This window comes from Pseudomonas sp. NPDC090755, from assembly GCF_044769005.1.
In the GTDB taxonomy this organism is placed as follows: domain Bacteria; phylum Pseudomonadota; class Gammaproteobacteria; order Pseudomonadales; family Pseudomonadaceae; genus Aquipseudomonas.
This window is the reverse complement of the sequence record NZ_JBIVXC010000005.1, coordinates 116736-140631: the sequence shown is the minus strand read 5'-3', so window position 1 is coordinate 140631 and position 23896 is coordinate 116736. Positions and strand designations below refer to the sequence as shown.

At 62.9% G+C, this 23896-nt stretch carries 19 protein-coding genes and 5 tRNA genes; 18 read left to right on the top strand and 6 right to left on the bottom strand.

Annotated elements, in window-relative coordinates:
* Positions 1 to 84: 84 nt before the first annotated feature.
* The gene (locus ACIQUS_RS10390) at positions 85 to 519 is read left to right on the top strand and encodes a cupin domain-containing protein (protein ID WP_403046373.1); all 435 of its coding nucleotides are present in this window, start codon (positions 85 to 87) and stop codon (positions 517 to 519) included.
* Between the two features lie 49 nt (positions 520 to 568).
* Here the strand turns inward: ACIQUS_RS10390 and ACIQUS_RS10385 are convergent.
* Together ACIQUS_RS10385 and ACIQUS_RS10380 are read right to left on the bottom strand one after the other, a co-directional pair.
* Positions 569 to 644 (bottom strand) — tRNA-Asn (locus tag ACIQUS_RS10385).
* Between the two features lie 62 nt (positions 645 to 706).
* Positions 707 to 1903, bottom strand: a complete 1197-nt coding sequence (locus ACIQUS_RS10380) for an amino acid aminotransferase (protein WP_403046371.1) — start codon at positions 1901 to 1903, stop codon at positions 707 to 709.
* Positions 1904 to 2197: 294 nt separating this feature from the next.
* Between ACIQUS_RS10380 and uvrB the strand changes: the two genes are divergently transcribed.
* Positions 2198 to 4213, top strand: a complete 2016-nt coding sequence (gene uvrB / locus ACIQUS_RS10375) for an excinuclease ABC subunit UvrB (RefSeq protein ID WP_403046368.1) — start codon at positions 2198 to 2200, stop codon at positions 4211 to 4213.
* Positions 4214 to 4284: 71 nt separating this feature from the next.
* On the opposite strand, the gene ACIQUS_RS10370 is transcribed toward uvrB, so the two are convergent.
* Positions 4285 to 5835 carry an MDR family MFS transporter gene (locus ACIQUS_RS10370; protein WP_403046366.1) on the bottom strand — a complete coding sequence of 517 codons (1551 nt, stop codon included), beginning with the start codon at positions 5833 to 5835 and terminating at the stop codon, positions 4285 to 4287.
* The gene (locus ACIQUS_RS10365) at positions 5825 to 6874 is read right to left on the bottom strand and encodes an HlyD family secretion protein (protein ID WP_403046363.1); all 1050 of its coding nucleotides are present in this window, start codon (positions 6872 to 6874) and stop codon (positions 5825 to 5827) included. The genes ACIQUS_RS10370 and ACIQUS_RS10365 overlap by 11 nt, the downstream gene beginning before the upstream one ends.
* Positions 6875 to 7018: 144 nt before the next feature.
* Between ACIQUS_RS10365 and gltX the strand changes: the two genes are divergently transcribed.
* From gltX to ACIQUS_RS10315, 10 genes are all read left to right on the top strand, one after another.
* Positions 7019 to 8500 carry a glutamate--tRNA ligase gene (gltX, locus tag ACIQUS_RS10360; protein ID WP_285861775.1) on the top strand — a complete coding sequence of 494 codons (1482 nt, stop codon included), beginning with the start codon at positions 7019 to 7021 and terminating at the stop codon, positions 8498 to 8500.
* A 278-nt stretch (positions 8501 to 8778) separates the two neighbouring features.
* Positions 8779 to 8854 (top strand) — tRNA-Ala (locus ACIQUS_RS10355).
* A gap of 79 nt (positions 8855 to 8933) precedes the next feature.
* A tRNA-Glu gene (locus ACIQUS_RS10350) sits at positions 8934 to 9009 on the top strand.
* 53 nt (positions 9010 to 9062) lie between these two features.
* A tRNA-Ala gene (locus tag ACIQUS_RS10345) sits at positions 9063 to 9138 on the top strand.
* A 44-nt stretch (positions 9139 to 9182) separates the two neighbouring features.
* Positions 9183 to 9258 (top strand) — tRNA-Glu (locus ACIQUS_RS10340).
* A gap of 179 nt (positions 9259 to 9437) precedes the next feature.
* Entirely contained in the window at positions 9438 to 9977 is a 540-nt protein-coding gene (locus ACIQUS_RS10335) for a TetR/AcrR family transcriptional regulator (protein WP_403046359.1), read from the top strand.
* Between the two features lie 27 nt (positions 9978 to 10004).
* Positions 10005 to 10838: an alpha/beta hydrolase gene (locus ACIQUS_RS10330; protein ID WP_403046357.1), complete on the top strand. Its 834-nt coding sequence runs from the start codon at positions 10005 to 10007 to the stop codon at positions 10836 to 10838.
* Between the two features lie 44 nt (positions 10839 to 10882).
* Positions 10883 to 11323: an acyl-CoA thioesterase gene (locus ACIQUS_RS10325; protein ID WP_403046354.1), complete on the top strand. Its 441-nt coding sequence runs from the start codon at positions 10883 to 10885 to the stop codon at positions 11321 to 11323.
* A 49-nt stretch (positions 11324 to 11372) separates the two neighbouring features.
* Positions 11373 to 12332 carry a tRNA dihydrouridine synthase gene (locus ACIQUS_RS10320; protein ID WP_403046352.1) on the top strand — a complete coding sequence of 320 codons (960 nt, stop codon included), beginning with the start codon at positions 11373 to 11375 and terminating at the stop codon, positions 12330 to 12332.
* A gap of 114 nt (positions 12333 to 12446) precedes the next feature.
* Positions 12447 to 12893 carry an Hsp20 family protein gene (locus tag ACIQUS_RS10315; RefSeq protein WP_403046349.1) on the top strand — a complete coding sequence of 149 codons (447 nt, stop codon included), beginning with the start codon at positions 12447 to 12449 and terminating at the stop codon, positions 12891 to 12893.
* 211 nt (positions 12894 to 13104) lie between these two features.
* Here the strand turns inward: ACIQUS_RS10315 and ACIQUS_RS10310 are convergent, their stop codons facing one another.
* On the bottom strand, positions 13105 to 16398 hold the full coding sequence (locus ACIQUS_RS10310; RefSeq protein ID WP_403046346.1) for a PAS domain S-box protein: 3294 nt from the start codon (positions 16396 to 16398) through the stop codon (positions 13105 to 13107).
* Between the two features lie 53 nt (positions 16399 to 16451).
* Complete coding sequence (locus tag ACIQUS_RS10305) at positions 16452 to 17342, bottom strand: LysR family transcriptional regulator (RefSeq protein WP_403046344.1); 891 nt, start codon at positions 17340 to 17342, stop codon at positions 16452 to 16454.
* 127 nt (positions 17343 to 17469) lie between these two features.
* Here ACIQUS_RS10305 and leuC point away from each other — a divergent pair, with 127 nt between their 5' ends.
* The 6 genes from leuC (at position 17470) to ACIQUS_RS10275 (ending at position 23896) form a co-directional block, all read left to right on the top strand.
* Complete coding sequence (leuC, locus tag ACIQUS_RS10300) at positions 17470 to 18903, top strand: 3-isopropylmalate dehydratase large subunit (protein ID WP_403046341.1); 1434 nt, start codon at positions 17470 to 17472, stop codon at positions 18901 to 18903.
* Positions 18900 to 19544: a 3-isopropylmalate dehydratase small subunit gene (gene leuD / locus ACIQUS_RS10295; RefSeq protein WP_403046338.1), complete on the top strand. Its 645-nt coding sequence runs from the start codon at positions 18900 to 18902 to the stop codon at positions 19542 to 19544. Before leuC ends, leuD begins: the two co-directional genes overlap by 4 nt.
* An 88-nt stretch (positions 19545 to 19632) precedes the next feature.
* A complete protein-coding gene (locus tag ACIQUS_RS10290; RefSeq protein WP_403046335.1) occupies positions 19633 to 20397 on the top strand; it encodes a class I SAM-dependent methyltransferase in 765 nt (254 codons plus the stop codon).
* Between the two features lie 55 nt (positions 20398 to 20452).
* Complete coding sequence (gene leuB, locus ACIQUS_RS10285; protein WP_403046333.1) at positions 20453 to 21535, top strand: 3-isopropylmalate dehydrogenase; 1083 nt, start codon at positions 20453 to 20455, stop codon at positions 21533 to 21535.
* A 68-nt stretch (positions 21536 to 21603) separates the two neighbouring features.
* Entirely contained in the window at positions 21604 to 22716 is a 1113-nt protein-coding gene (asd, locus tag ACIQUS_RS10280; protein WP_010223256.1) for an aspartate-semialdehyde dehydrogenase, read from the top strand.
* Between the two features lie 169 nt (positions 22717 to 22885).
* Positions 22886 to 23896, top strand: coding sequence for an aspartate-semialdehyde dehydrogenase (locus tag ACIQUS_RS10275; RefSeq protein ID WP_403046329.1), 1011 nt, complete (start codon positions 22886 to 22888; stop codon positions 23894 to 23896).

Below are 23896 nucleotides of genomic sequence, written 5' to 3'. Positions count from 1 at the left end.
TCCACGTTTTTCCCTGAATTGGCGCTTTTTACCTCACTGGTGTCGGCATAACCTGCCGGCATCCACTCCTGCGAGGTAATGCCCATGAAATCCCGTCTGATACCCATCAGTACACTGATCGTCGCCAGCCTGTTCACCCTGCCGGGGGCCTGGGCCCATGGCCCGGAAGAAGGCCAGGAAGCGGTCAATATCCTGCAGCAGCAACTGCCAGCCAATGCGCCGGGCAAGAAAGCCATCATGCTGACGGTCGATTATGCGCCGGGGCAGGCATCCGTCGCGCACCAGCATCCGGGCGCAGTCATGGCCTATGTGCTCGAAGGGGAAGTGGTTTCCCAGCTCAAGGGCGAACACAAGCCTGTGACCTACAAGACGGGTGATTTCTGGTACGAGCCGCCAGGCGCCGCGCACCTGGTTTCGCGCAATGCCAGCCAGGCGAAGCCGGCAAAATTGCTGGTGTGGATTCTGGTGGATGAGCAGCGGCCGGTGACCGAGCCCTACCGGCAGGAGGGGAGGGGCTGAAACGAAAAAACCTCCAGTGCTCAGCGCAACTGGAGGTTTTTCAGGTATTTGGCTCCGCGACCTGGACTCGAACCAGGGACCCAATGATTAACAGTCATTTGCTCTACCGACTGAGCTATCGCGGAATCTGTGGCGTATCTTACTGATTGCTAAGGGGAAGTCAAGCCTCCCCTTGGCAATTAATCAGTTACAGGACCTCGACGATGGCCTTGGTCACCACATGGATGTTGCTCTGGTTCAGGGTGGCGACGCAAATGCGGCCGGTGTCCAGGGCGTAGATGCCGAACTCGTTCTTCAGACGGGCGACTTGCTCAATGCTCAGGCCCGAGTAGGAGAACATGCCGCGCTGGCGACCGACGAAGCTGAAGTCGCGGTTGGCACCGTACTCGGCCAGCAGCTCGACCATTTGCTTGCGCATGCCGTGGATGCGGCTGCGCATTTCGCCCAGCTCCTCTTCCCACATCGCACGCAGTTCCGGGCTGTTGAGCACGGCGGCAACGATGCTGGCGCCATGAGTTGGCGGGTTGGAGTAGTTGGTACGGATCACGCGCTTGACCTGGGACAGCACGCGAGCGCTCTCTTCCTTGGACTCGGTGATGATCGACAGGGCGCCAACGCGCTCGCCGTACAGCGAGAAGGATTTGGAGAACGAGCTGGAAACGAAGAAGTTCAGGCCGGACTCTGCGAACAGGCGCACGGCAAAGGCGTCTTCGTAGATGCCGTCGCCAAAGCCCTGGTAGGCCATGTCGAGGAACGGTACGTGGCCCTTGGCCTTGACCACTTCGAGGACGTTTTTCCAGTCGTCCAGGCTCAGGTCGACGCCGGTCGGGTTGTGGCAGCAGGCGTGCAGGACGATGATCGAGCCCGACGGCAGGGCGTTGAGGTCTTCGAGCATGCCGCTACGGTTGACGTCGTTGGTGGCGGCGTCGTAGTAACGGTAGTTCTGCACAGGGAAACCGGCGGTTTCGAACAGGGCGCGATGGTTTTCCCAGCTCGGGTCGCTGATGGCGACGACGGCATTTGGCGAGATCTGCTTGAGGAAGTCGGCACCGATCTTCAGGGCGCCGGTACCGCCGACGGCCTGGGTGGTGATCACGCGGCCAGCGGCCAGCAGTGGCGACTCGGCACCGAACAGCAGTTTCTGCACGGCCTGGTCGTAGGCGGCGATGCCGTCGATCGGCAGGTAACCGCGGGAAGCGTGCTGGGCAGCGCGCTGGGTTTCGGCTTCGATCACTGCGCGCAGCAGTGGGATACGCCCTTCTTCGTTGCAGTACACACCTACACCCAGGTTGACCTTGTTGCTACGGGTATCGGCGTTGAAAGCTTCGTTCAGGCCCAGAATGGGGTCGCGTGGTGCCAGCTCGACAGCGGAAAACAGGCTCATTATTACCTTGGCTCGAATGGAGAGTGGAAGAGTTCGCACGCTCCAGCCGAAATGCACTAGAGCGGTGCACAAACGGGGAGTCAGTATAGTGATACCCACCGGTCACGGCGACAGTCTGGTGCAGCTTTTCCTGCTGTTTGGCCGAAATTTTTTCGACCGTTAGTCGTATTGACCGGTCCAGTGCGGCAATTGCCCGCAACACTGAGTTGAAACTGGCACTCAGTGACACTAATTCGGTATAAGTACTGTCTATAGATACAGTTGCCTGCAGCCGCGATAACACAGAGGTCCGTCATGTCCGAGTTTCAGCTCGTCACCCGTTTCCAGCCGGCCGGCGACCAGCCCGAGGCCATTCGCCTGATGGTCGAAGGCATCGAGGCGGGCCTGGCGCACCAGACCCTGCTCGGGGTGACCGGTTCGGGCAAGACCTTCAGCATCGCCAACGTGATCGCCCAGGTGCAGCGCCCAACCTTGGTGCTGGCGCCGAACAAGACCCTGGCGGCGCAGTTGTATGGTGAGTTCAAGGCGTTTTTCCCCAACAACGCCGTGGAGTATTTCGTTTCCTACTACGACTACTACCAGCCCGAAGCCTATGTGCCGTCGTCAGACACCTTCATCGAGAAGGACGCCTCGATCAACGATCACATCGAGCAGATGCGCCTGTCAGCGACCAAGGCGCTGCTTGAGCGGCGCGATGCGATCATCGTCACCACGGTGTCGTGCATCTACGGCCTGGGCAGCCCGGAAACCTACCTGAAGATGGTCCTGCACGTGGACCGTGGCGACAAGCTCGACCAGCGCGCCCTGCTGCGCCGCCTGGCCGACCTGCAGTACACCCGCAACGAAATGGACTTCGCCCGCGCCACCTTCCGCGTGCGTGGCGATGTGATCGACATCTTCCCGGCCGAATCGGACCTGGAAGCCATCCGCATCGAGCTGTTCGACGATGAAGTGGAGAACATTGCCGCCTTCGACCCGCTGACCGGCGAGGTGATCCGCAAACTGCCGCGCTTCACCTTCTACCCCAAGAGCCACTACGTGACCCCGCGCGAAACCCTGCTCGAGGCGGTGGAGGGCATCAAGGAGGAGCTGCAGCAGCGACTGGAATACCTGCACAAGGCCAACAAGCTGGTCGAAGCCCAGCGCCTGGAGCAGCGCACCCGCTTCGACCTGGAGATGATCCTCGAGCTGGGCTACTGCAACGGCATCGAAAACTACTCGCGCTACCTGTCCGGGCGTCCGGCCGGGGCGCCGCCGCCGACCCTCTACGACTACCTGCCGGCCGATGCCTTGCTGGTGATCGACGAGTCCCACGTCAGCGTTCCCCAGGTCGGGGCCATGTACAAGGGCGACCGCTCGCGCAAGGAGACCCTGGTCGAGTACGGTTTCCGCCTGCCGTCGGCGCTGGACAACCGGCCCATGCGTTTCGACGAGTGGGAAAGCGTGAGTCCGCAGACCATCTTCGTTTCCGCGACGCCCGGGCCCTACGAGGCCGATCACGCCGGCAGGGTAGTGGAGCAGGTGGTGCGGCCCACCGGCCTGGTCGATCCGCAGGTGGAGGTGCGCCCGGCCACCACCCAGGTCGACGACCTGCTGTCGGAAATTCGCAAGCGTGTGGCCATTGAAGAGCGTGTGCTGGTCACCACCCTGACCAAGCGCATGGCCGAGGACCTCACCGATTACCTGGCCGACCACGATGTACGGGTGCGCTACCTGCACTCGGACATCGACACCGTGGAGCGGGTCGAGATCATCCGCGACTTGCGCCTGGGGACGTTCGATGTGCTGGTGGGGATCAACCTGCTGCGTGAGGGGCTGGACATGCCCGAGGTGTCGCTGGTGGCGATCCTCGATGCCGACAAGGAGGGTTTCCTGCGCTCCGAGCGTTCGCTGATCCAGACCATCGGCCGGGCGGCGCGTAACCTCAACGGTCGGGCGATCCTCTATGCCGACAACAGGACAGGCTCCATGGAGCGGGCGATCGGCGAGACTGAACGCCGCCGCGACAAGCAGATTGCCTTCAACCAGGCCAACGGCATCGTGCCCAAGGGCGTGGTCAAGGACATCACCGACATCATGGAAGGCGCCAACGTGCCCGGCTCGCGCAGCAAGAAGCGCAAGGGCATGGCCAAGGCCGCGGAGGAGAGCGCCCGCTACGAAGCCGAACTGCGTACCCCGGGCGAGATCGCCAAGCGCATCAAGCAGCTGGAAGAGAAGATGTACCAGCTGGCGCGGGACCTGGAGTTCGAAGCGGCGGCGCAGTTGCGCGACGAGATCACCGCGTTGCGTGAGCGCATGATTACCGCGTAAGCCTCTATCGCGGGACAAGCCCGCTCCTACAGGGGTAGGAGCGGGCTTGCCCCGCGATTCAGACGCCGCTGTCAGTGAGCCTCTCCAGCCTTCAACCCCGGTGGCAATTTGCGCGTCATCAACACCGCCACCATGCTGATCGCCAAACCGATACCGACAAAATGGAAGGCATCGTTGTAGGCCATGATCATCGCCTGCTGGTGGGTAATCTCGCTCAACTTGCCCAGCGCCGCAGCATCGCTCCCCAGCCTTTCGGCCAACTGCGCCAGGCGCTCGGCGACCTGTGGATTGCTCGGTACCAGCGACTCGCGCAGGTAGTCGAAGTACATCTTGGTGCGCGCATCCAGCAGGGTCGCCAGCAAGGCGATGCCGATGGCGCCACCCAGGTTGCGCAGGATGTTGAACAGGCTCGACGCCGAACCTGCATCCTGGGGCAGGATGTAGGCCGTGGCGATCAGCGAGATGGTCACCATGATCATTGGCTGGCCGAGGGCGCGGATGATCTGGATCTGGTTGAACTGCTCACCGGCAAAGTCCGGGTTGAGCACCCCGGAGCTGAAACTGGCCAGGCCGAACAGGCCAAAGCCCAGGGTGCAGAGGATTTTCGGCGAGATCACCTTCATCAACTGCGGCACCAGCGGGATCAGGAACAGCTGGGGAATCCCCATCCACATGATCACTTCGCCGATCTGCAGGGCGTTGTAGTTCTGGATCTGCGCCAGGTACAGCGGCAGCAGGTAGATCGATCCGTAAAGCCCGACTCCCATCCCCAGGCTGGCGATGCTCGACAGGCCGAAGTTGCGGTTGCCGAGAATGCGCAGGTTGATCAGCGGGTTGGGTTTTGAGTACTGCACGATCACGAAGGTGATCAGGCTCAGCAGGGCGATGCTGCCCAGGCCGACGATCAGGCTCGACTCCAGCCAGTCCTTGCGGTGGCCTTCTTCGAGGAATACCTGCAGGCAACCCAGGCCCACGCCCAGGGTGACGATGCCGGCGTAATCGGTGCTTTTCAGCAGTTCCCAGTGCGCTTGCTTCTTCTCCAGGCCATACATCAGGCCGCCGATCATGAGCAGGCCCGGCGGAATGTTGATGTAGAAGATGTATTCCCAGCCCCAGTTCTCGGTAAGCCAGCCGCCCAGGGTCGGGCCGATGGATGGCGCGAAGGTGGCGGTCATGGCGAACATCGCCATGCCCTTGGCACGGTGGTGTTCGGGCAGCTTGATCAGGGTCAGGGTGAAGGCCAGCGGAATCAGCGCGCCGCCGGTGAAGCCCTGCATGGCGCGGAAGACGATCATGCTCTCCAGGTTCCAGGCCATGGAGCACAGCAGCGAGGAGACCAGGAAACCCAGCGACACCCACACGGCCAGCCGCCGGGCCGAGAGCAGCTGCACCAGCCAGGCGGTCAGCGGGATCATGATGATCTCGGCCACCAGGTACGAGGTGGAGATCCACGAGCCTTCCTCCAGGGTCGCCGACAGCGCGCCCTGGATGTCCTTGAGCGAGGAGTTGGTGATCTGGATATCCAGCACGGCCATGAAGGCGCCGAGCATCACACTCATTACCGCGATCCAGTCGCGCCGGCTGGGTTCGCCGACGGGACGGATCAACTGGTCACCGGCCATTGTCGGTGTGGTTCCGGATGTCCACGATGGCGGTGACCGACATGCCAGGGCGGATCCTGCCGCGCAGCGGGTTGTCGGCAGCGAAGGTCAGCTTGACCGGAATGCGCTGTACCACCTTGGTGAAGTTGCCGGTGGCGTTGTCCGGCGGAAGCAGGCTGAACTGCGCGCCGGAGGCGGCGAACAGGCTGTCGATCCGGGCCTGGATCGGGGTGTCGGGGTAGCTGTCGAACAACAGCTCGGCCGTTTGCCCGGGTTGCATGTGGCCGATCTGGGTTTCCTTGAAGTTGGCCTGGACCCAGATGTCTTCATCCGGAACGATCGACAACAGGTAGGCGCCGGCCTGGACCACCTGGCCATTGCGGGCGGCACGCTGGCCGATGATGCCGCTGATCGGGGCGCGGATTTCGCTGCGGGTCAGGTTCAGCTCGGCCTGGGCCAGTTCGGCGCGGGCGTTGGCAATCTGTGCATCCAGGCGCTTGAGCTCGGCGGACAGGGCATTGACCTGCTGGCGCTGGCCTTGCAGGTCGGCCTGGGCTTTGCTCACCTGTGAACGGGCAACGTTGTTTTCCGCCGACAGGGTGGTCACCCGTTCTTCCGAAACGAAGCCCGGCTTGCGCAAGGCCTGGGCCCGGTTCAGGTCCAGCACCCAGCGACCCAGGGTGGCCTGGTTGGCAGCGACCTGGGCCTTGCCCGCGGCGATCAGGCTGGCTTGCTGGGTCAGGCGGCTTTCGGCCTGCACGTGTTCGGCCTCGCGGGTGGCCAAGGCGGCGCGGGCGCGCTCCACAGCCAGGCGAAAATCATCCGGCTCCAGGCGTACCAGCAGGTCACCCTTGGCGACATGCTGGTTGTCCTGGACCAGGACGTCATCGATACGGGCACCGAGCTGGCTGGAAATCCGCGTGATTTCGCCCTGTACATAGGCGTTGTCGGTGCTTTCGTAGAAACGACCCTTGATGTACCAGTGGGCGAGAAAGGCGAGGGCGACGAGCGCGACCAGGGTCATGAAAACCAGCAGGCGGCGTTTGAGTTGAGCGGGCATGTGTACCATCGTTCCAAAAATGTAAGCAAATTTAACAATGTTTGGATCCATGCTCACAAGTGTCGATCGCGCCCATTGCTGGAGCCCGATGCCCGCTCCCTGTTAACATCCAGCCTTTGTTTCATCTCTAGTTCGAGACTGTCCATGACCACCGTTCGCACGCGTATCGCGCCTTCGCCAACTGGCGATCCCCACGTCGGCACCGCTTACATCGCTCTGTTCAACTACTGCTTCGCCAAGCAGCACGGCGGCGAGTTCATCCTGCGTATCGAAGATACCGACCAGCTGCGTTCGACCCGCGAGTCCGAACAGCAGATTTTCGACGCCTTGCGCTGGCTCGGCATCGAATGGAGCGAAGGTCCGGACGTCGGCGGCCCGCACGGTCCGTACCGGCAGAGCGAGCGGGGCGATATCTACAAGCAGTACGCCCAGCAACTGGTCGACCTGGGCCACGCCTTCCCGTGCTTCTGCACCGCCGAAGAGCTGGACCAGATGCGCGCCGAGCAGATGGCCCGCGGTGAGACCCCGCGATATGACGGTCGCGCCTTGCTGCTCTCGCCTGAAGAAGTGCAGCGCCGCCTGGCCGCAGGCGAGCCCCACGTGATCCGCATGAAGGTGCCGAGCGAAGGCGTCTGCGTGGTGCCGGACATGCTGCGTGGCGAAGTCGAGATCCCGTGGGACCGCATGGACATGCAGGTGCTGATGAAGACCGATGGCCTGCCGACCTACTTCCTGGCCAACGTGGTCGACGACCACCTGATGGGCATCACCCACGTGCTGCGTGGCGAAGAGTGGCTGCCGTCTGCGCCCAAGCTGATCAAACTGTACGAGTACTTCGGCTGGGAGCAGCCACAGCTGTGCTACATGCCGCTGCTGCGCAACCCGGACAAGAGCAAGCTGTCCAAGCGCAAGAACCCGACCTCGGTGACCTTCTACGAGCGCATGGGCTTCATGCCCGAAGCCATGCTCAACTACCTGGGCCGCATGGGCTGGTCGATGCCGGACGAGCGCGAGAAATTCTCCCTGGCCGAGATGGTCGAGCACTTCGACCTGTCGCGGGTGTCCCTGGGCGGGCCGATCTTCGACATCGAGAAGCTGTCCTGGCTCAACGGCCAGTGGCTGCGTGACCTGCCGGTGGAAGAATTCGCCGCGCGCCTGCAGAAGTGGGCGTTCAACAGCGACTACATGATGAAGATCGCGCCGCACGTGCAGGGCAGGGTAGAGACCTTCAGCCAGGTTGCACCGCTGGGCGGCTTCTTCTTCGAAGGCGCGCTGAAGCTCGATGCCAAGCTGTTCGAGAGCAAGAAGTTGTCGGGCGACCAGGTTCGCCAGGTGATCCAGCTGATCCTGTGGAAGCTCGAAAGCCTGCGCCAGTGGGAAAAAGAGCGTATCACCGGTTGCATCCAGGCCGTTGTCGAGGCGCTGGAGCTGAAGCTGCGTGATGCCATGCCGCTGATGTTCGCCGCCATTACAGGCCAGGCCAGCTCGGTGTCGGTGCTCGACGCCATGGAAATCCTCGGTCCGGACCTGACCCGTTACCGCCTGCGCCAGGCCCTGGACCTGCTCGGTGGTGTGTCGAAGAAGGAAAACAAGGAGTGGGAGAAGCTGTTGGGCACTATTGCCTGATAACGCCTTCACCCTTGTTCGCGGGGCAAGCCCGTTCCTACCCCTTGTAGGAGCGGGCTTGCCCCGCGATGCTTTTCCGGGCCGCGCCCAACAAATCCGGGGCTTTCGCCCGGTAAACCCGGTAAGTGTTTGTTATCTCGGAAAAAAAATTCAAAAAAATTCGAAAATATATTTGACAGGTGTGCGATCCGATCTTAATATGCGCCCCGTCCACAGCGATGAACGAAAACGAAACGCGAAGCACCCAGCCAAGCGAATCAAGTTCAAAGCGACATTGTGGGGCTATAGCTCAGCTGGGAGAGCGCCTGCATGGCATGCAGGAGGTCAGCGGTTCGATCCCGCTTAGCTCCACCAAATTCCGATCTGGAGTTGGTAGTAACAACTTCAGAGTCAACCGGGTTCCAGCGGCCGGGTTGAGAAGGTAAGAAGGTTCGTCCCCTTCGTCTAGTGGCCTAGGACACCGCCCTTTCACGGCGGTAACAGGGGTTCGAGTCCCCTAGGGGACGCCAGTTTCACACAAGTGACATCGAAAGAGGTCGCTGGGCCGCGAGGCTAGAAATCTGGGGCTATAGCTCAGCTGGGAGAGCGCCTGCATGGCATGCAGGAGGTCAGCGGTTCGATCCCGCTTAGCTCCACCAATTTTGCCAGGGTTCGTGAAAACGGATCTGCACGAAGGTTACAAGTCCCCTTCGTCTAGTGGCCTAGGACACCGCCCTTTCACGGCGGTAACAGGGGTTCGAGTCCCCTAGGGGACGCCATTTTACCCACTTTGTGGGATTTCAAGGCTCATTCGATTATTGAATGAGCCTTTTGTTTTTTCCGCGAAAAAAACTTCCTTCCTCTTTCTGATGCACCCGTACGACAAATGGCGGGCGATAGCGCTTGCGGAAAAATATTATGAGAATAATATTGTGATCATAATATTTGGAGGCAGGTCATGAACGACAAGAAGGCGAAAACCCGCGAACGGATTCTCGAGGCAGCCTGCAGTGCATTGATCCAGCACGGCCCCGCCGAACCCAGCGTCAACCAGGTGATGGGCGCCGCCGGGCTGACGGTAGGGGGCTTCTATGCGCACTTCGACAGCAAGGACGCGCTGATGCTGGAAGCCTTCCGCCAGTTGCTTGCCGAACGGCGGGCCCTGCTCGCCGAGGTGGACCCGAGCATGAGCGGTGAAGAGCGCCGTGGCCTGGTCGCCGCTTTCTACCTGTCACGCAAGCACCGTGACGCCACCGAACGTGCCTGCCCGTTGCCCAACTCTGTGGGCGAGATGACGCGTCTGCCAGATGCCTTCCGTGAGGTACTGGCCGAACACATTGAACTGATGATGGCCAGCCTCGCCGACAGCCCCGAAGACGCCGACAAGGTCCTGGCCGACCTGGCCCTGATGATCGGTGGCATTGCCCTGGCCCGCGCCCTGGGCACTGATGAATTGTCTGACCGCATCCTGCGTGCCGCCAAGTCGGCGGTTGTCTGAACCTGCGCCATCCACCGGAGCGAAGCGATGAATACCTTGAGCTGGATTCGTAGCGTCAACGGCACCCTTGGACACCTGGTACCGGAGCATGTGGCCAACAAGATGCGTCGGGCCTTCATGACGCCGCGCAACCTGCCGCCGCGGGACTGGGAATTGCCGCTGCTGGCCCGCGCCGAGCGCATCACCTTGCGTTTCGGTCTCTCGGCCTTGCGCTGGGGGCAGGGGCCGACGGTACTGCTGATGCACGGCTGGGAAGGGCGCCCGACCCAGTTCGCCCACCTGATCGATACCCTGGTGCGTTCCGGCTATACCGCCGTCGCCCTGGAAGGGCCTGCCCACGGTCATTCTCCAGGTAAACAGGCGCATGTCGTTCTGTTTGCCCGGGCTTTGCTTGAGGCCGCTGCCGAGTTGCCGGCGCTGCGGGCAGTGATCGGCCACTCGATGGGCGGCTCTGCCGTCATGCTGGCCTTGCAGTGGGGCCTGCGCGCGGAAGCTGCGGTGAGTATTGCCGCGCCGGCTCAACTGCTGGGTGTACTGCGCGGCTTCGCCCGGCGACTGGGCATGCCGGCGCGGGCACGAGCGGCCTTTGTGCGCCAGGTCGAGCGGGATGTCGGGGTGCCGATCGCGCGCCTTGATGTCAAAGGCTATCAACTGGATATTCCCGCGCTGGTCGTGCATGCCGAGGATGACGGTCTGGTGCCGTCCAGCGAGGCGAGGGCCATTCACGAGGCCTGGTTCGACAGTCGCCTGTTGCTGCTGCCCGAAGGTGGCCACCAGCGTGTGTTGTCCGACCCGCAACTGATCGAGGGCGTGCAGGCGCTGCTCGCGCCCAGGCACGCCAGCGAGCGGCAATCGGCCTGAGCATCCGGTACACTCTGCCCGTTCACCTGAGAACTGGAGCGGGCATGAGTTGGGATCTGGCAACACCGTTCACCATCGACCTGCGCGTCGGTGCCGAAGACATCGATGGCCTCGGCCACGCCAATAATGCGGTCTACGTCACCTGGCTGGAGCGCTGTGCCTGGCGCCACTCCCAGCGCCTGGGCCTGGACCTGGCCGAGTACCGGCGCCTGGACCGGGCCATGGCCGTGGTCCGCCACGAGATCGACTACCTGGCGTCAGCCTATGAAGACGATGAGTTGCAACTGGCGACCTGGATCGTCGACTGGGACCAGCGCCTGAAAATGACCCGGCGCTTCCAGCTGGTGCGTCCCCGTGACGGCGCTACCTTGCTGCGCGCGCAGACCACCTTCGTCTGCATCGAGTTATCCACAGGCCGGCCCAAGCGCATGCCCGGCGAGTTCATCGAAGGTTATGGCGCGGCGCTGATGGCCGGAGCGCTGTAGGTCGCGGATTTTGCTAGACTGCCGGCCTTTTTCAGCCGAGACGCCCCCCATGCAAATTGCCCTGGCCCCGATGGAGGGGTTGGTCGACAACATCCTGCGCGACGTACTGACCCAGGTGGGCGGCATCGACTGGTGCGTCACCGAGTTCATTCGTGTCTGCGACCGGCTGTTGCCTGCCGCCACCTTCGCCAAGCTGGCGCCAGAACTGAGCCAGGGTGCAGCGACTACGGCCGGGGTGCCGTTGCGCGTGCAATTGCTCGGTTCCGACCCGGTGTGCCTGGCCGAGAACGCGGTGCTGGCCTGTGAGCTGGGCGCGCCGGTGATCGATCTGAACTTCGGCTGTCCGGCCAAGACGGTCAACAAGTCCCGCGGCGGTGCGGTGCTGCTCAAGGAGCCGGAGCTGCTCCATGCCATCCTGCGTGAAGTGCGCCGCGCCGTGCCGGCGCATATTCCGGTAACGGCCAAGATGCGCCTGGGCTTCGACAGCCCCGACGTGGCGCTGGACTGCGCCCGCGCCCTGGCCGAGGGAGGTGCCGAGCAACTGGTGGTCCATGCGCGGACCAAGGTCGAGGGCTACAAGCCACCGGCCCACTGGGAGTGGGTGGCGCGGGTGCAGGACGTGGTCAAGGTGCCGGTGTACGCCAACGGTGAAGTCTGGACCTTCGAGGACTGGCAGCGTTGCCGTGAAGTCAGCGGGGTCGAGGACATCATGCTCGGGCGCGGCCTGGTCTCGCGCCCGGACCTGGCCCGGCAGATCGCCGCTGCCCGCGACGGCGTCGAGTTCGTGCCCATGGACTGGTACGCCCTGTTGCCGCTGATCCGCGACTTCTGGGGCCAGGCGGTGGCGCAGATGACCCCGCGCCAGGCGCCGGGACGCTTGAAGCAGTGGGTGGCGATGCTGACCCGTACCTATCCTGAAGCCGTGGCGCTGTTCGCCGAACTGCGCCGGGAAACCGATTGCGATCGGGTTGGTCAGTTGATTGGCATGCCGGTCAGCCAGGCGGCGTGAAAAATGTTTGCCGGGTTGCTTGAAAAGCCGGCGAGGGTCCTTATCTAAGGAGTACGCGATGCCGAAGTCGGGTCGCGCTACTACACAACCTCGCTGATTTTCAGGAGATGTACCATGACTACTGCTTTTTCTCTGGCTCCACTGTTCCGTCATTCCGTAGGCTTCGACCGTTTCAATGACCTGTTCGAATCTGCGGCGCGTAATGAGGCGGGTAGCAGCTACCCTCCCTACAACGTTGAAAAACATGGCGATGACCACTATCGAATCGTCGTTGCTGCGGCCGGTTTCCAGGAGCAGGATCTGGACCTGCAAGTGGAGAAAGGCGTGCTGACCGTCACGGGCGGCAAGCGTGACAGCAGCGCCGAAAGCGTCACCTACCTGCACCAGGGCATTGCCCAGCGGGCGTTCAAGTTGTCCTTCCGCCTGGCCGACCATATCGAGGTCAAGGCCGCGGGGCTGGCCAACGGCCTGCTCAGCATCGACCTGCTGCGTATCGTCCCGGAAGAGGCCAAGGCCAAGCGCATCCCGATCAACGGGGACAGCAAGCCTGCGCTGAACTGAGTGACGTGATGTGAAAGAGGGCACCTTCGGGTGCCCTTTTTTATTGAGCATTTCAAACACAACGCCGGCCCCGGGTAGCCGCTGCCGCCAGGCTGCGATCGGCCGCGAAGCGGTCGTAGAACCAGGCTCTCTCCATACATCTGATCCACCGAGGTACCTGGATTGCGACTGCTGCGCAGTCGATCGCAGCCTGGCGCCAGCGGCAGGGTCGTCAGAGGGCCGGTGCTTCCAGCAACATCCGCCGAAACTCCCCCAGCGGCAACGGCCGGCTATGCAGATACCCCTGGTACAAATGACACCCCAACCGCTCCAGGAACTCCAGCTGCTCCGATAACTCCACCCCCTCGGCAATCACCGACAGGTCCAGGCTGCGGGCCATGGCCACGATAGCGCGGACGATCTCCGCATCGTTGGGATCCTCCGGCGCATCGCGCACGAACGACTGGTCGATCTTCAACGTATCCACCGGCAGGCGCTTGAGGTAGGTCAGCGATGAATACCCGGTACCGAAATCATCCATGGCGAAACTCACGCCATAGCGCTTGAGCTCACGCATCTTGCTGATGGTGTCTTCCAGGTTCTGGATGACGATGCCCTCGGTGATTTCCAGCTTGAGCATGCTGTAGGGCAAGCGAAAGTCATCAAGGCTGCGCAGTACCCGCTCGACGAAGTCGTTCTGGCGGAACTGGCGCGGGCTGATGTTCACGCACAGGCTGAAGTCGTAGGCATCGATCAGGTGATCGCGCAGCATGCCGGCACAGGCATCGCAGGCTTCGTCGAGTATCCAGCTGCCCACTTCGAGTATCAGCCCGCTTTCCTCCAGCACCTGGATGAACTGTGTCGGTGGTTGCTGGCCCAGCTGCGGGTGGTGCCAGCGCAGCAGCACCTCGGCACCGACGATACGGTTGTCGCGGGCGTCGACCTGGGGCTGGAAGTGCAGGGCCAGTTCACCCCGGGCCAGCGCCATGCGCAGGTCGCTTTCCATGCGCAGGCGCTCGCTGGCGGCCTTCTGCATGGTGGTGTGGAACAGCTGGGTCGTGTTGCGCCCGGAGTCCTTGGCCCGGTACAGGGCAATGTCGGCACGCTTGAGCAGGTCGGCGGGGGTCGAGCCGTGATCTGGGATAAGGGCCACGCCGATGCTCGGCGTCACCTGCAGGCGCTGGCCATCCAGGGACATGGGCTCGGCCAGCAGCTCGCGCAGGGTATCGGCCAGTTCCCGGACCTTCTCCGTGACTTCGTCGCGACTGCCCTCCAGGCCACTGAGCAGCACCACGAATTCGTCACCGCCCAGCCGCGCCACGGTGTCCTCCAGGCGCACGCTGGCTTCCAGGCGGGCGGTGATGATCTTCAGTACGGTGTCGCCGACCGGGTGGCCCAGGGAGTCGTTGATGTGCTTGAAGTGATCAAGGTCGAGGAACAGCAGGGCGCCGCGCAGGTTGTGGCGCTTGAGCAGGGCGATCTGCTGGCTCAGGCGGTCCATCAGCAAGGCGCGGTTGGGCAGGTTGGTCAAGGGGTCGTGGTAGGCCAGGTGGCGGATCTGCGCCTGGGCGTTCTTCAGCAGGCTGACGTCGCGGGCGGTCAGCAGCAGGCATTCGGTTTCATTGAGGGTGATCGGCTCGATCGACACCTCGACGGTGAGGATGTCGCCGCGCTTGTTGCGCCCGAGCATTTCCCGGTGGTGGACGCGGCCCTTGTCCTGGAATTCGCTGATCAGCGCCGAGCGTTGCTTGTCGTCGGCCCAGATACCGATCTCGTACACGGTGCGGCCGATCACCTCGGCCGTGCTGTAGCCGGTCAGGCGACAGAAGCCATCGTTGACCTCCAGGTAGCGGCCACTGTCGAGCTCGGTAATGGTGATGGCGTCGGGGCTGGAATGAAACGCCTTGGCGAACTTCTCTTCACTGGCCTTGAGCGCCGCTTCGGCCCGTTGTTGCTGGGTGATGTCGCGCAGAGTGGTGACGCTACAGGGCTGGTCGTCGACCTTGATCAGACGGCTGGATATCACGCAGGTCAGGGGTTGTCCGTCGCTGTGGTTGACCACCACGGCCACGTTGTTCAGGGCCTGGTCGCGGATCACCCGTTCGATGCGCCGGGCCCGCTGGGCAGATTCTGCCCACAGGCCGATCTCTTCGGCGGTGTGGCCGATCACCTGCTGGGTGCTCCAGCCGAAGGTCTGGGTGAAGGCCGGATTGATCTCGATGAACTGGCCGTTGTCCTGGCGGGTGACGCAGATCGGGTCTGGGCTGGCCTGGAACAGGCTGGCGAATTTTTCCTCGGAGCTGACCAGGCGTTGCTCGCGCTCGACCTGTTCGGTGATGTCCAGCAGGGTGCCGGCCATGCGCAGCGGGTTGCCCTGTTCGTCGCGGTACAGCCGGGCCCGGCTTTCGATGAAGCGCGAGGTGCCGTTCTCCAGCTGGATGCGGTAGGTGAACTGGTAGTTGCCAGCCGGCCCTTCGCGCAGGGTGCGGTAGGCCTGGCGCATGGTAGTGCGCTCATGCTCCGGTACCCCTTCGAAGAACGCCTCGAAGGACTCGTGAAAAGGCACTGGTTCCAGGCCGTGCAGTTCTGCTGCACGGGCCGAGCCATAGAGCATGCCGCTGGGAATGTGCCAGTCCCAGGTGCCCATCTGCGCGGAGTCCAGGGCCAGGTCGAGGCGTTCCTGGCTGTCCTTGAGGGCTTGTTCGGCGCGTTTGCGATCGCTGGTGTCGACAAACGTGCTGAGCAGGCAGGCCGTGCCTTCGAGTTCGATGTTCTGGGTGCTGAGGATGCCATCGTGGATCTTGCCGCTGCTGGCGCGAAACTGCACCTCGAGGGTCACCGGGCCGCTGGTGTTGCGGGTGGCTTCGAGCACTACGTTGCGCTGTTGCGGATTGACCCACAGGCCCAGTTCGATGGTGGTCTTGTTGACCACCTGCTGGCACGGCCAGCCGAGGATCTGTTCGAAGTGTTGGTTGACCTCGTAGATCAGGCCGTCGGAGCGCCGGCTCAGGAGAATCACGTTGGGGCTCAGGTGAAAAAGGGTGGCGAAGCGCTTTTCCGAGTTGATCAGCGCGGTTTCCCGTTCGCGTTGGCGGGTGATCTCGCGGATCACCCCGACCATCCGCGGCCGGCCATGTTTGTCCTTGGCCAGGCTGCCGTTGATTTCCAACCAGTGCAGGCTGCCGTCGGGCCAGCGGATGCGGTGGCGCAGGGCCTGCTCCACCGGCTCGCCGTTGATCACCGCATGAAAGGCCTGCAAGGCCCGGGCGCGGTCTTCGGGGGGCAGCAGTTCAAGGTAGTCAACGTCATTGGGCAGCGGCTGGTGGGGATCGAAGCCGAACAGCGCCTGGGTGCCCCGTGACCAGCTGATCTGCCCGGTCTCGACGTCCCAGAACCAGGCACCCAGGCGCGCGCCATTGAGCGCCGCCAGCAGCTGCGGGGCGTTTTCCCAGGTCTCCTCCAGCGCCTGGGGGTCTGCCGCATGGATGCGCGGCAGGCGCGGAAAGGGATTCGCTGATTTGGGCATCGATACCAGACCTTTGGCGGTGACGCGTCCTGGAGAGTCGTACTGACCGGGTTCTACCTCAATGGCTCGGGGGTGCTGGCATGGCTGTCGAGCAGGGCCATGAAGGCTCTGGCCGCATTCGACAGCGTGCGCTCGGTGTGCAGAATGTAGCCTAGCTGGCGGGACAGCTGTATGCCCGGCAAGGCGATGGGCGCAACCTGCTCATCGAGCATAGTACGTGGCAGCACGCTCCACGCCAGGCCGATGGAGACCATCATCTTGATGGTTTCCAGGTAGTTGGTGCTCATGGCGATGTTCGGGGTCAGGCCCTGGGCTTCGAACAGGCGCTGGACAATATGGTGCGTAAACGTGTTGCCGCCGGGAAAAACCGCCGGGTGATGGGCGATATCCGCCAGGCTCACCGCACCCTTGCAGGCCAGCGGGTGCTCTGGCGCGGCGACGAAGTCCAGCGGGTCGTCCCAGACCGGCACGGCGCGCACCAGGTGATGGGGCTCCGGCGCCAGGGTGATCACCGCGATTTCCGCGCGGCCATGGAGGATCTCTTCGTAGGCCACTTCCGAGTCGAGAAACTGGATGTCCAGGGCGACCTGCGGGTACTGGCGGGTGAAGGCCCGCAACAGTGGCGGCAGGCGGTGCAGGCCGATGTGATGGCTGGTGGCCAGGGTCAGGCGTCCGCTGACTTCGCCGGTCAGGTTGGTCAGGGCCCGGCGGGTGTCGTCCAGCACGTTGAGGATCTGGTAGGCGCGCGGTAGCAGGGCGCGACCGGCTTCGGTCAGGTTGACTTCGCGGCCCAGGCGGTCGAACAGCCGTACGTCCAGTTGTTGCTCAAGCCCGGCGATGCGTTTGCTGATGGCCGGTTGGGTCAGGTGCAGGCGTTCGCCGGCCCCTGAGAAGCTGCCGGTCTCGGCAATGGCAATGAAGGCATTGAGGTTGGCCAGGTCCACTGCTCGAATTCCTCTTGGTTATCCAAAGCATAAAAATTATGAATTTGAGTTATTCAATCTAACCTCATAGCATCGTCCGTACAAGCCAAGGGGTTATTGGCATAGAAAGATGATGAGGAAGAGTCTGATGGCCGGCAAAACGCTCTACGACAAGCTCTGGGATTCGCATTTGGTCAAACAGCGCGACGATGGTTCGGCGCTGATCTATATCGACCGTCACATCATTCACGAAGTGACGTCGCCGCAAGCCTTCGAAGGTCTGCGCCTGGCCAATCGCAAACCCTGGCGCATCGATGCCAACATCGCCACGCCCGATCACAACGTGCCGACCACGCCTGAGCGCAAGGGTGGTATCGACGCCATCGTCGACCAGGTGTCGCGCCTGCAGGTGCAAACCCTCGACGAAAACTGCGACGAATATGGCATCACCGAATTCAAGATGAATGACGTGCGCCAGGGCATCGTCCACGTCATCGGCCCGGAGCAGGGTGCGACCTTGCCGGGCATGACGGTGGTCTGCGGCGACTCGCACACCTCGACCCACGGTGCCTTCGGCGCCCTGGCCCATGGCATCGGCACGTCCGAGGTCGAGCACGTGCTCGCCACCCAGTGCCTGGTGGCCAAGAAAATGAAGAATATGCTGGTGCGCGTCGAAGGCAAATTGCCGTTTGGCGTCACCGCCAAGGACATCGTCCTGGCCGTGATTGGCAAGATCGGCACCGCAGGCGGTAACGGTCACGCCATGGAATTTGCCGGCAGCGCCATTCGTGACCTGTCCGTCGAAGGCCGCATGACCATCTGCAACATGTCCATCGAAGCCGGTGCCCGCGTGGGCCTGGTGGCGACCGACGAGAAAACCATCGAGTACGTCAAGGGCCGTCCGTACGCGCCCAAGGGCGAGCAGTGGCAGCAAGCGGTAGAGGCCTGGAAGGACCTGGTGTCTGACGCCGACGCGGTGTTCGACACCGTGGTCGAGCTCGATGCCGCGCAGATCAAGCCACAGGTCAGCTGGGGTACCTCGCCGGAAATGGTACTGGCCGTTGACCAGCGTGTGCCGGATCCGGCCCAGGAAATGGACCTGGTCAAGCGTGGCTCCATCGAGCGTGCCTTGAAGTACATGGGCTTGAGCGCCAACCAGGCGATCACCGACATCCAGCTCGACCGGGTGTTCATCGGCTCCTGCACCAACTCGCGGATCGAAGACCTGCGTGCCGCCGCCGAGATCGCCAAGGGCCGCAAGGTCGCCTCGACCATCAAGCAGGCCCTCGTCGTGCCGGGCTCGGGCCTGGTCAAGGCCCAGGCGGAAAAGGAAGGCCTGGACAAGATTTTCCTCGAAGCCGGTTTCGAATGGCGTGAGCCTGGCTGCTCCATGTGCCTGGCGATGAACCCGGACCGCCTGGAGAGCGGCGAGCATTGCGCCTCGACCTCCAACCGCAACTTCGAAGGTCGTCAGGGTGCTGGCGGTCGTACCCACCTGGTGAGCCCGGCCATGGCCGCTGCCGCCGCAGTAACCGGTCGTTTCATCGATGTCCGTGAGTTGATCCAAGGGAGCGCAGCATGAAAGCCTTTACCCAGCACACTGGCCTTGTCGCGCCATTGGACCGTGCCAACGTCGACACCGACCAGATCATTCCCAAGCAGTTCCTGAAGTCGATCAAGCGCACCGGTTTCGGCCCCAACCTGTTCGATGAATGGCGCTACCTGGATGTCGGCCAGCCGTACCAGGACAACAGCAAGCGTCCGAAGAACCCGGATTTCGTCCTCAACCACGACCGCTACCAGGGCGCCAGCGTATTGCTCGCCCGCGAGAACTTCGGTTGCGGTTCGAGCCGTGAGCACGCGCCGTGGGCGCTGGAAGAGTACGGGTTCCGCAGCATCATCGCGCCGAGCTACGCCGACATCTTCTTCAACAACAGCTTCAAGAACGGTTTGCTGCCGATCATCCTCAGCGATGAGGAAGTCGACGAGCTGTTCAAGCAGGTCGAAGCCGATCCTGGCTATCAGTTGACCATCGACTTGCAGGCGCAGACCGTGACCCGTCCTGACGGCAAGGTGCTGGGCTTCGAGATCGATGCGTTTCGCAAGCACTGCCTGCTCAATGGCCTGGACGACATCGGCCTGACCTTGCAGGATCGTGATGCCATCGAGGTGTTCGAGGCCAAGCACCGGGCGAGCCAGCCGTGGTTGTTTCGTAACGCCTGATTGATGTGTTGAATCCATCGCGGGGCAAGCCCGCTCCCACAGAGGTGGGAGCGGGCTTGCCCCCCCGATCAGGACCCAGGAGATGCCGATGACCAGCAGCACCCACAAGGACGTTGTCCAGCGCCAGTTCGGCGAACAGGCCAACGCTTACCTGAGTAGTGCCGTACACGCCCAGGGCAGCGAATTCGCCCTGTTGCAGGCTGAACTGGCCGGGCAGCAGCAGGCGCGGGTGCTGGACCTGGGCTGTGGCGCCGGGCACGTGAGTTTCCATGTCGCGCCGCTGGTGCGTGAAGTGGTGGCGTATGACCTGTCGCAGCAGATGCTCGATGTGGTCGCCGCCACGGCGACCGAGCGTCAACTCGACAACATCGTCACCGAACGCGGCGCCGCCGAGCGCCTGCCGTTCGCCGATGCAAGCTTCGATTTTGTCTTCAGCCGCTATTCGGCCCACCACTGGAGCGACCTGGGCCTGGCCCTGCGCGAGGTGCGCCGGGTGCTCAAGCCGGGCGGGGTGGCTGCTTTCATCGACGTGATGTCGCCGGGCAGCCCGCTGCTCGACACCTACCTGCAAAGCGTGGAAGTGCTGCGCGACACCAGTCATGTGCGCGACTATTCGGCGGCCGAGTGGCTGCATCAGGTCAGCGACGCCGGCCTGTTCACCCGCAGCCATACCCGCCAGCGCCTGCGCCTGGAGTTCGGCTCCTGGGTCGAACGTATGCGTACCCCGCAGGTGATGCGTGACGGCATACGCCATTTGCAGCAGGCAATGGGCGAAGAAGTACGGCAGTATTACCAGATTGAAGCCGATGGCTCGTTCAGCACCGATGTCCTGGTGCTCTGGGCCGAGCGCTAGTTATTTTTCCGGCTCGCCATCGCGGCGTGTCGCTTGATTCGAACAAGAGGAACCCATGAGCAAGCAGATTCTGATTCTCCCAGGTGATGGCATTGGTCCGGAAATCATGGCCGAGGCGGTCAAGGTGCTGGAGCTGGCCAACGACAAGTTCCAGCTGGGTTTGAGCCTGTCCCACGACGTGATCGGTGGCGCGGCCATCGACAAGCACGGCGTACCGCTGGCCGACGAGACCCTGGCGCGTGCGCGCCAGGCCGATGCCGTGCTGCTGGGCGCCGTGGGCGGCCCGAAATGGGACAAGATCGAGCGCGACATTCGTCCCGAGCGCGGCCTGCTGAAGATCCGCTCGCAACTGGGCCTGTTCGCCAACCTTCGTCCGGCGATCCTCTACCCGCAACTGGCCGATGCCTCGTCGCTCAAGCCTGAAATCGTCTCGGGCCTGGATATTCTCATCGTCCGCGAGCTGACCGGCGGTATCTACTTCGGCGCGCCACGTGGCACCCGTGAGCTGGAAGGCGGCGAACGTCAGTCCTACGACACCCTGCCATACAGCGAAAGCGAAATCCGCCGTATCGCCCGGGTCGGCTTCGACATGGCCCGCGTGCGCGGCAAGAAACTCTGCTCGGTGGACAAGGCCAACGTCCTGGCGTCCAGCCAGCTGTGGCGCGAAATCGTCGAGGAAGTGGCCAAGGATTACCCGGACGTCGAGCTGTCGCACATGTACGTCGACAACGCCGCCATGCAGTTGGTGCGCGCGCCCAAGCAGTTCGACGTGATGGTCACCGACAACATGTTCGGTGACATCCTGTCGGATGAAGCTTCCATGCTGACCGGCTCCATTGGCATGCTGCCTTCGGCGTCCCTGGATGCCAACAACAAGGGCATGTACGAGCCTTGCCACGGTTCCGCGCCGGACATCGCCGGGCAGGGCATCGCCAACCCGCTGGCAACCATTTTGTCGGTATCGATGATGTTGCGTTACAGCTTCAACCAGCAGGCGGCAGCCGAAGCGATTGAAAGGGCCGTCAGTCTGGTGTTGGATCAGGGGCTGCGCACGGGCGACATCTGGTCGGCCGGTTGCAGCAAGGTAGGTACGCAGGAAATGGGCGACGCAGTAGTCGCAGCGCTGCGGAATCTGTAATCTCTCGGGCCCGCTGCTGTTTTTCCATGTGAAGCAGCGGCCCACTTTTTAGCAAAGGTGTAGTTGCGATGAAACGTGTAGGTCTGATCGGTTGGCGCGGTATGGTCGGTTCCGTGCTCATGCAGCGGATGCTGGAAGAGCAGGATTTTGATCTCATCGAGCCGGTGTTCTTCACCACCTCCAACGTCGGTGGCCAGGGTCCGGCAGTGGGCAAGGATATTGCTCCGCTCAAGGACGCTTACAGCATTGAAGAGCTCAAGACCCTCGATGTAATCCTGACCTGCCAGGGCGGCGACTACACCAACGAAGTCTTCCCCAAGCTGCGCGAAGCCGGCTGGCAGGGCTACTGGATCGACGCCGCCTCCAGCCTGCGCATGCAGGATGACGCGGTCATCGTCCTGGACCCGGTCAACCGCAAGGTCATCGACCAGCAGCTCGACGCCGGTACCAAGAACTACATCGGCGGCAACTGCACCGTCAGCCTGATGCTGATGGGCCTGGGCGGCCTGTTCGAAGCCGGCCTGGTCGAGTGGATGAGCGCCATGACCTACCAGGCGGCCTCGGGCGCCGGTGCGCAGAACATGCGCGAGCTGATCCGCCAGATGGGCGCGACCCATGCCGCCGTGGCCGACGACCTGGCCAACCCGGCCAGTGCCATCCTCGACATCGACCGCAAGGTTGCCGAGGCCATGCGCAGCGAAGCCTACCCGACCGAGAACTTCGGCGTACCGCTGGCAGGCAGCCTGATCCCGTGGATCGACAAGGAACTGCCGAACGGCCAGAGCCGCGAAGAGTGGAAGGCCCAGGCCGAGACCAACAAGATCCTCGGCCGCTTCAAGAGCCCGATCCCGGTCGACGGCATCTGCGTGCGCATCGGCGCCATGCGTTGCCACAGCCAGGCGCTGACCATCAAGCTGAACAAAGACGTGCCGATCGCCGATATCGAAGGCATGATCAGCCAGCACAACCCGTGGGTGAAACTGGTGCCGAACCAGCGCGAGATCAGCATGCAGGAGCTGAGCCCGACCAACGTCACCGGTACCCTGAACATTCCGGTGGGTCGTCTGCGCAAGTTGAACATGGGTTCGCAATACCTGGGCGCCTTCACCGTCGGCGACCAGCTGCTGTGGGGCGCGGCCGAGCCGCTGCGTCGCATGCTGCGGATCCTGCTGGAGCGTTGATTGCGCCGGTGAGTTGAACGAGAGCCCGTGCTGGTGACAGCGCGGGCTTTTTTGTGACTGGCCTGTGGGAGTGGCGATGCGGCGGCCCGACTTGCCCCGCGATTACGGTGTCCTGCGGATGCAAATCCAAGTAAAGTGCCGCTCCCGCCGTTCCAGCAGAGGATTTTTCATGAGCCAGCCTATTGATATCGCCGTGATCGGTGCCACCGGAACAGTCGGTGAAACCCTGGTGCAGATACTCGAAGAGCAGGACTTTGCGCTGGGCACCCTGCACCTGCTGGCCAGCAACGAGTCGGCCGGCAGTGGCGTGATGTTTCGCAACAAGAGCCTGCGGGTGCGCGAGGTCGACAGCTTCGACTTCGCCAAGGTCAAACTGGCCTTCTTCGCCGCAGGTCCCGCCGTGACCCGCAGTTTCGCGCCACGGGCCCAGGCGGCCGGTTGTGCGGTGATCGATCTGTCGGGTGGCCTGTCGGCCCAGGAGGCACCGGCGGTGGTGCCCGAGGCCAATGCAGGGCGCCTGGACAGCCTGCCGCAACCTTGCCAACTGAGCAGCCCGAGCACTGCGGCGGTGGCCCTGGCCGTCGCCCTGGCGCCGCTCAAGGAGTTGCTCGATATCGAGCGGGTCAATGTCACCGCTTGCCTGGCGGTCTCGGCCCAGGGCCGCGAAGGGGTCAACGAACTGGCCCGGCAGACCGCCGAACTGCTCAATGCGCGCCCGCTGGAGCCACGCTTCTTCGATCGGCAGATGGCCTTCAACCTGCTGGCCCAGGTCGGCGCCAGCGATGCCCAGGGGCATGGCCTGCTGGAGCGTCGCCTGGTCAGCGAACTGCGTGAAGTACTGGGCTTGCCGGCCCTGAAGATTTCCGTGACCTGCGTTCAAGTGCCGGTATTTTTTGGCGATAGCTACAGTGTGTCGCTACAAAGTCGTGAACCGATCGACCTCGCTGCAGTCAATGCAGCGCTGGAAGCCGCCGATGGCATCGAGTTGGTGGAGGAGGGCGACTACCCGACACCGGTCGGTGACGCGGTTGGCCAGGACGTGGTCTATGTTGGACGGGTGCGCGGTGGAATCGACGAAGTCGAGCAGCTCAACCTCTGGTTGACCACCGACAACGTACGCAAGGGCGCGGCCCTGAACGCCGTGCAACTGGCGCAATTGTTGATAAAACAGATTGCGTAA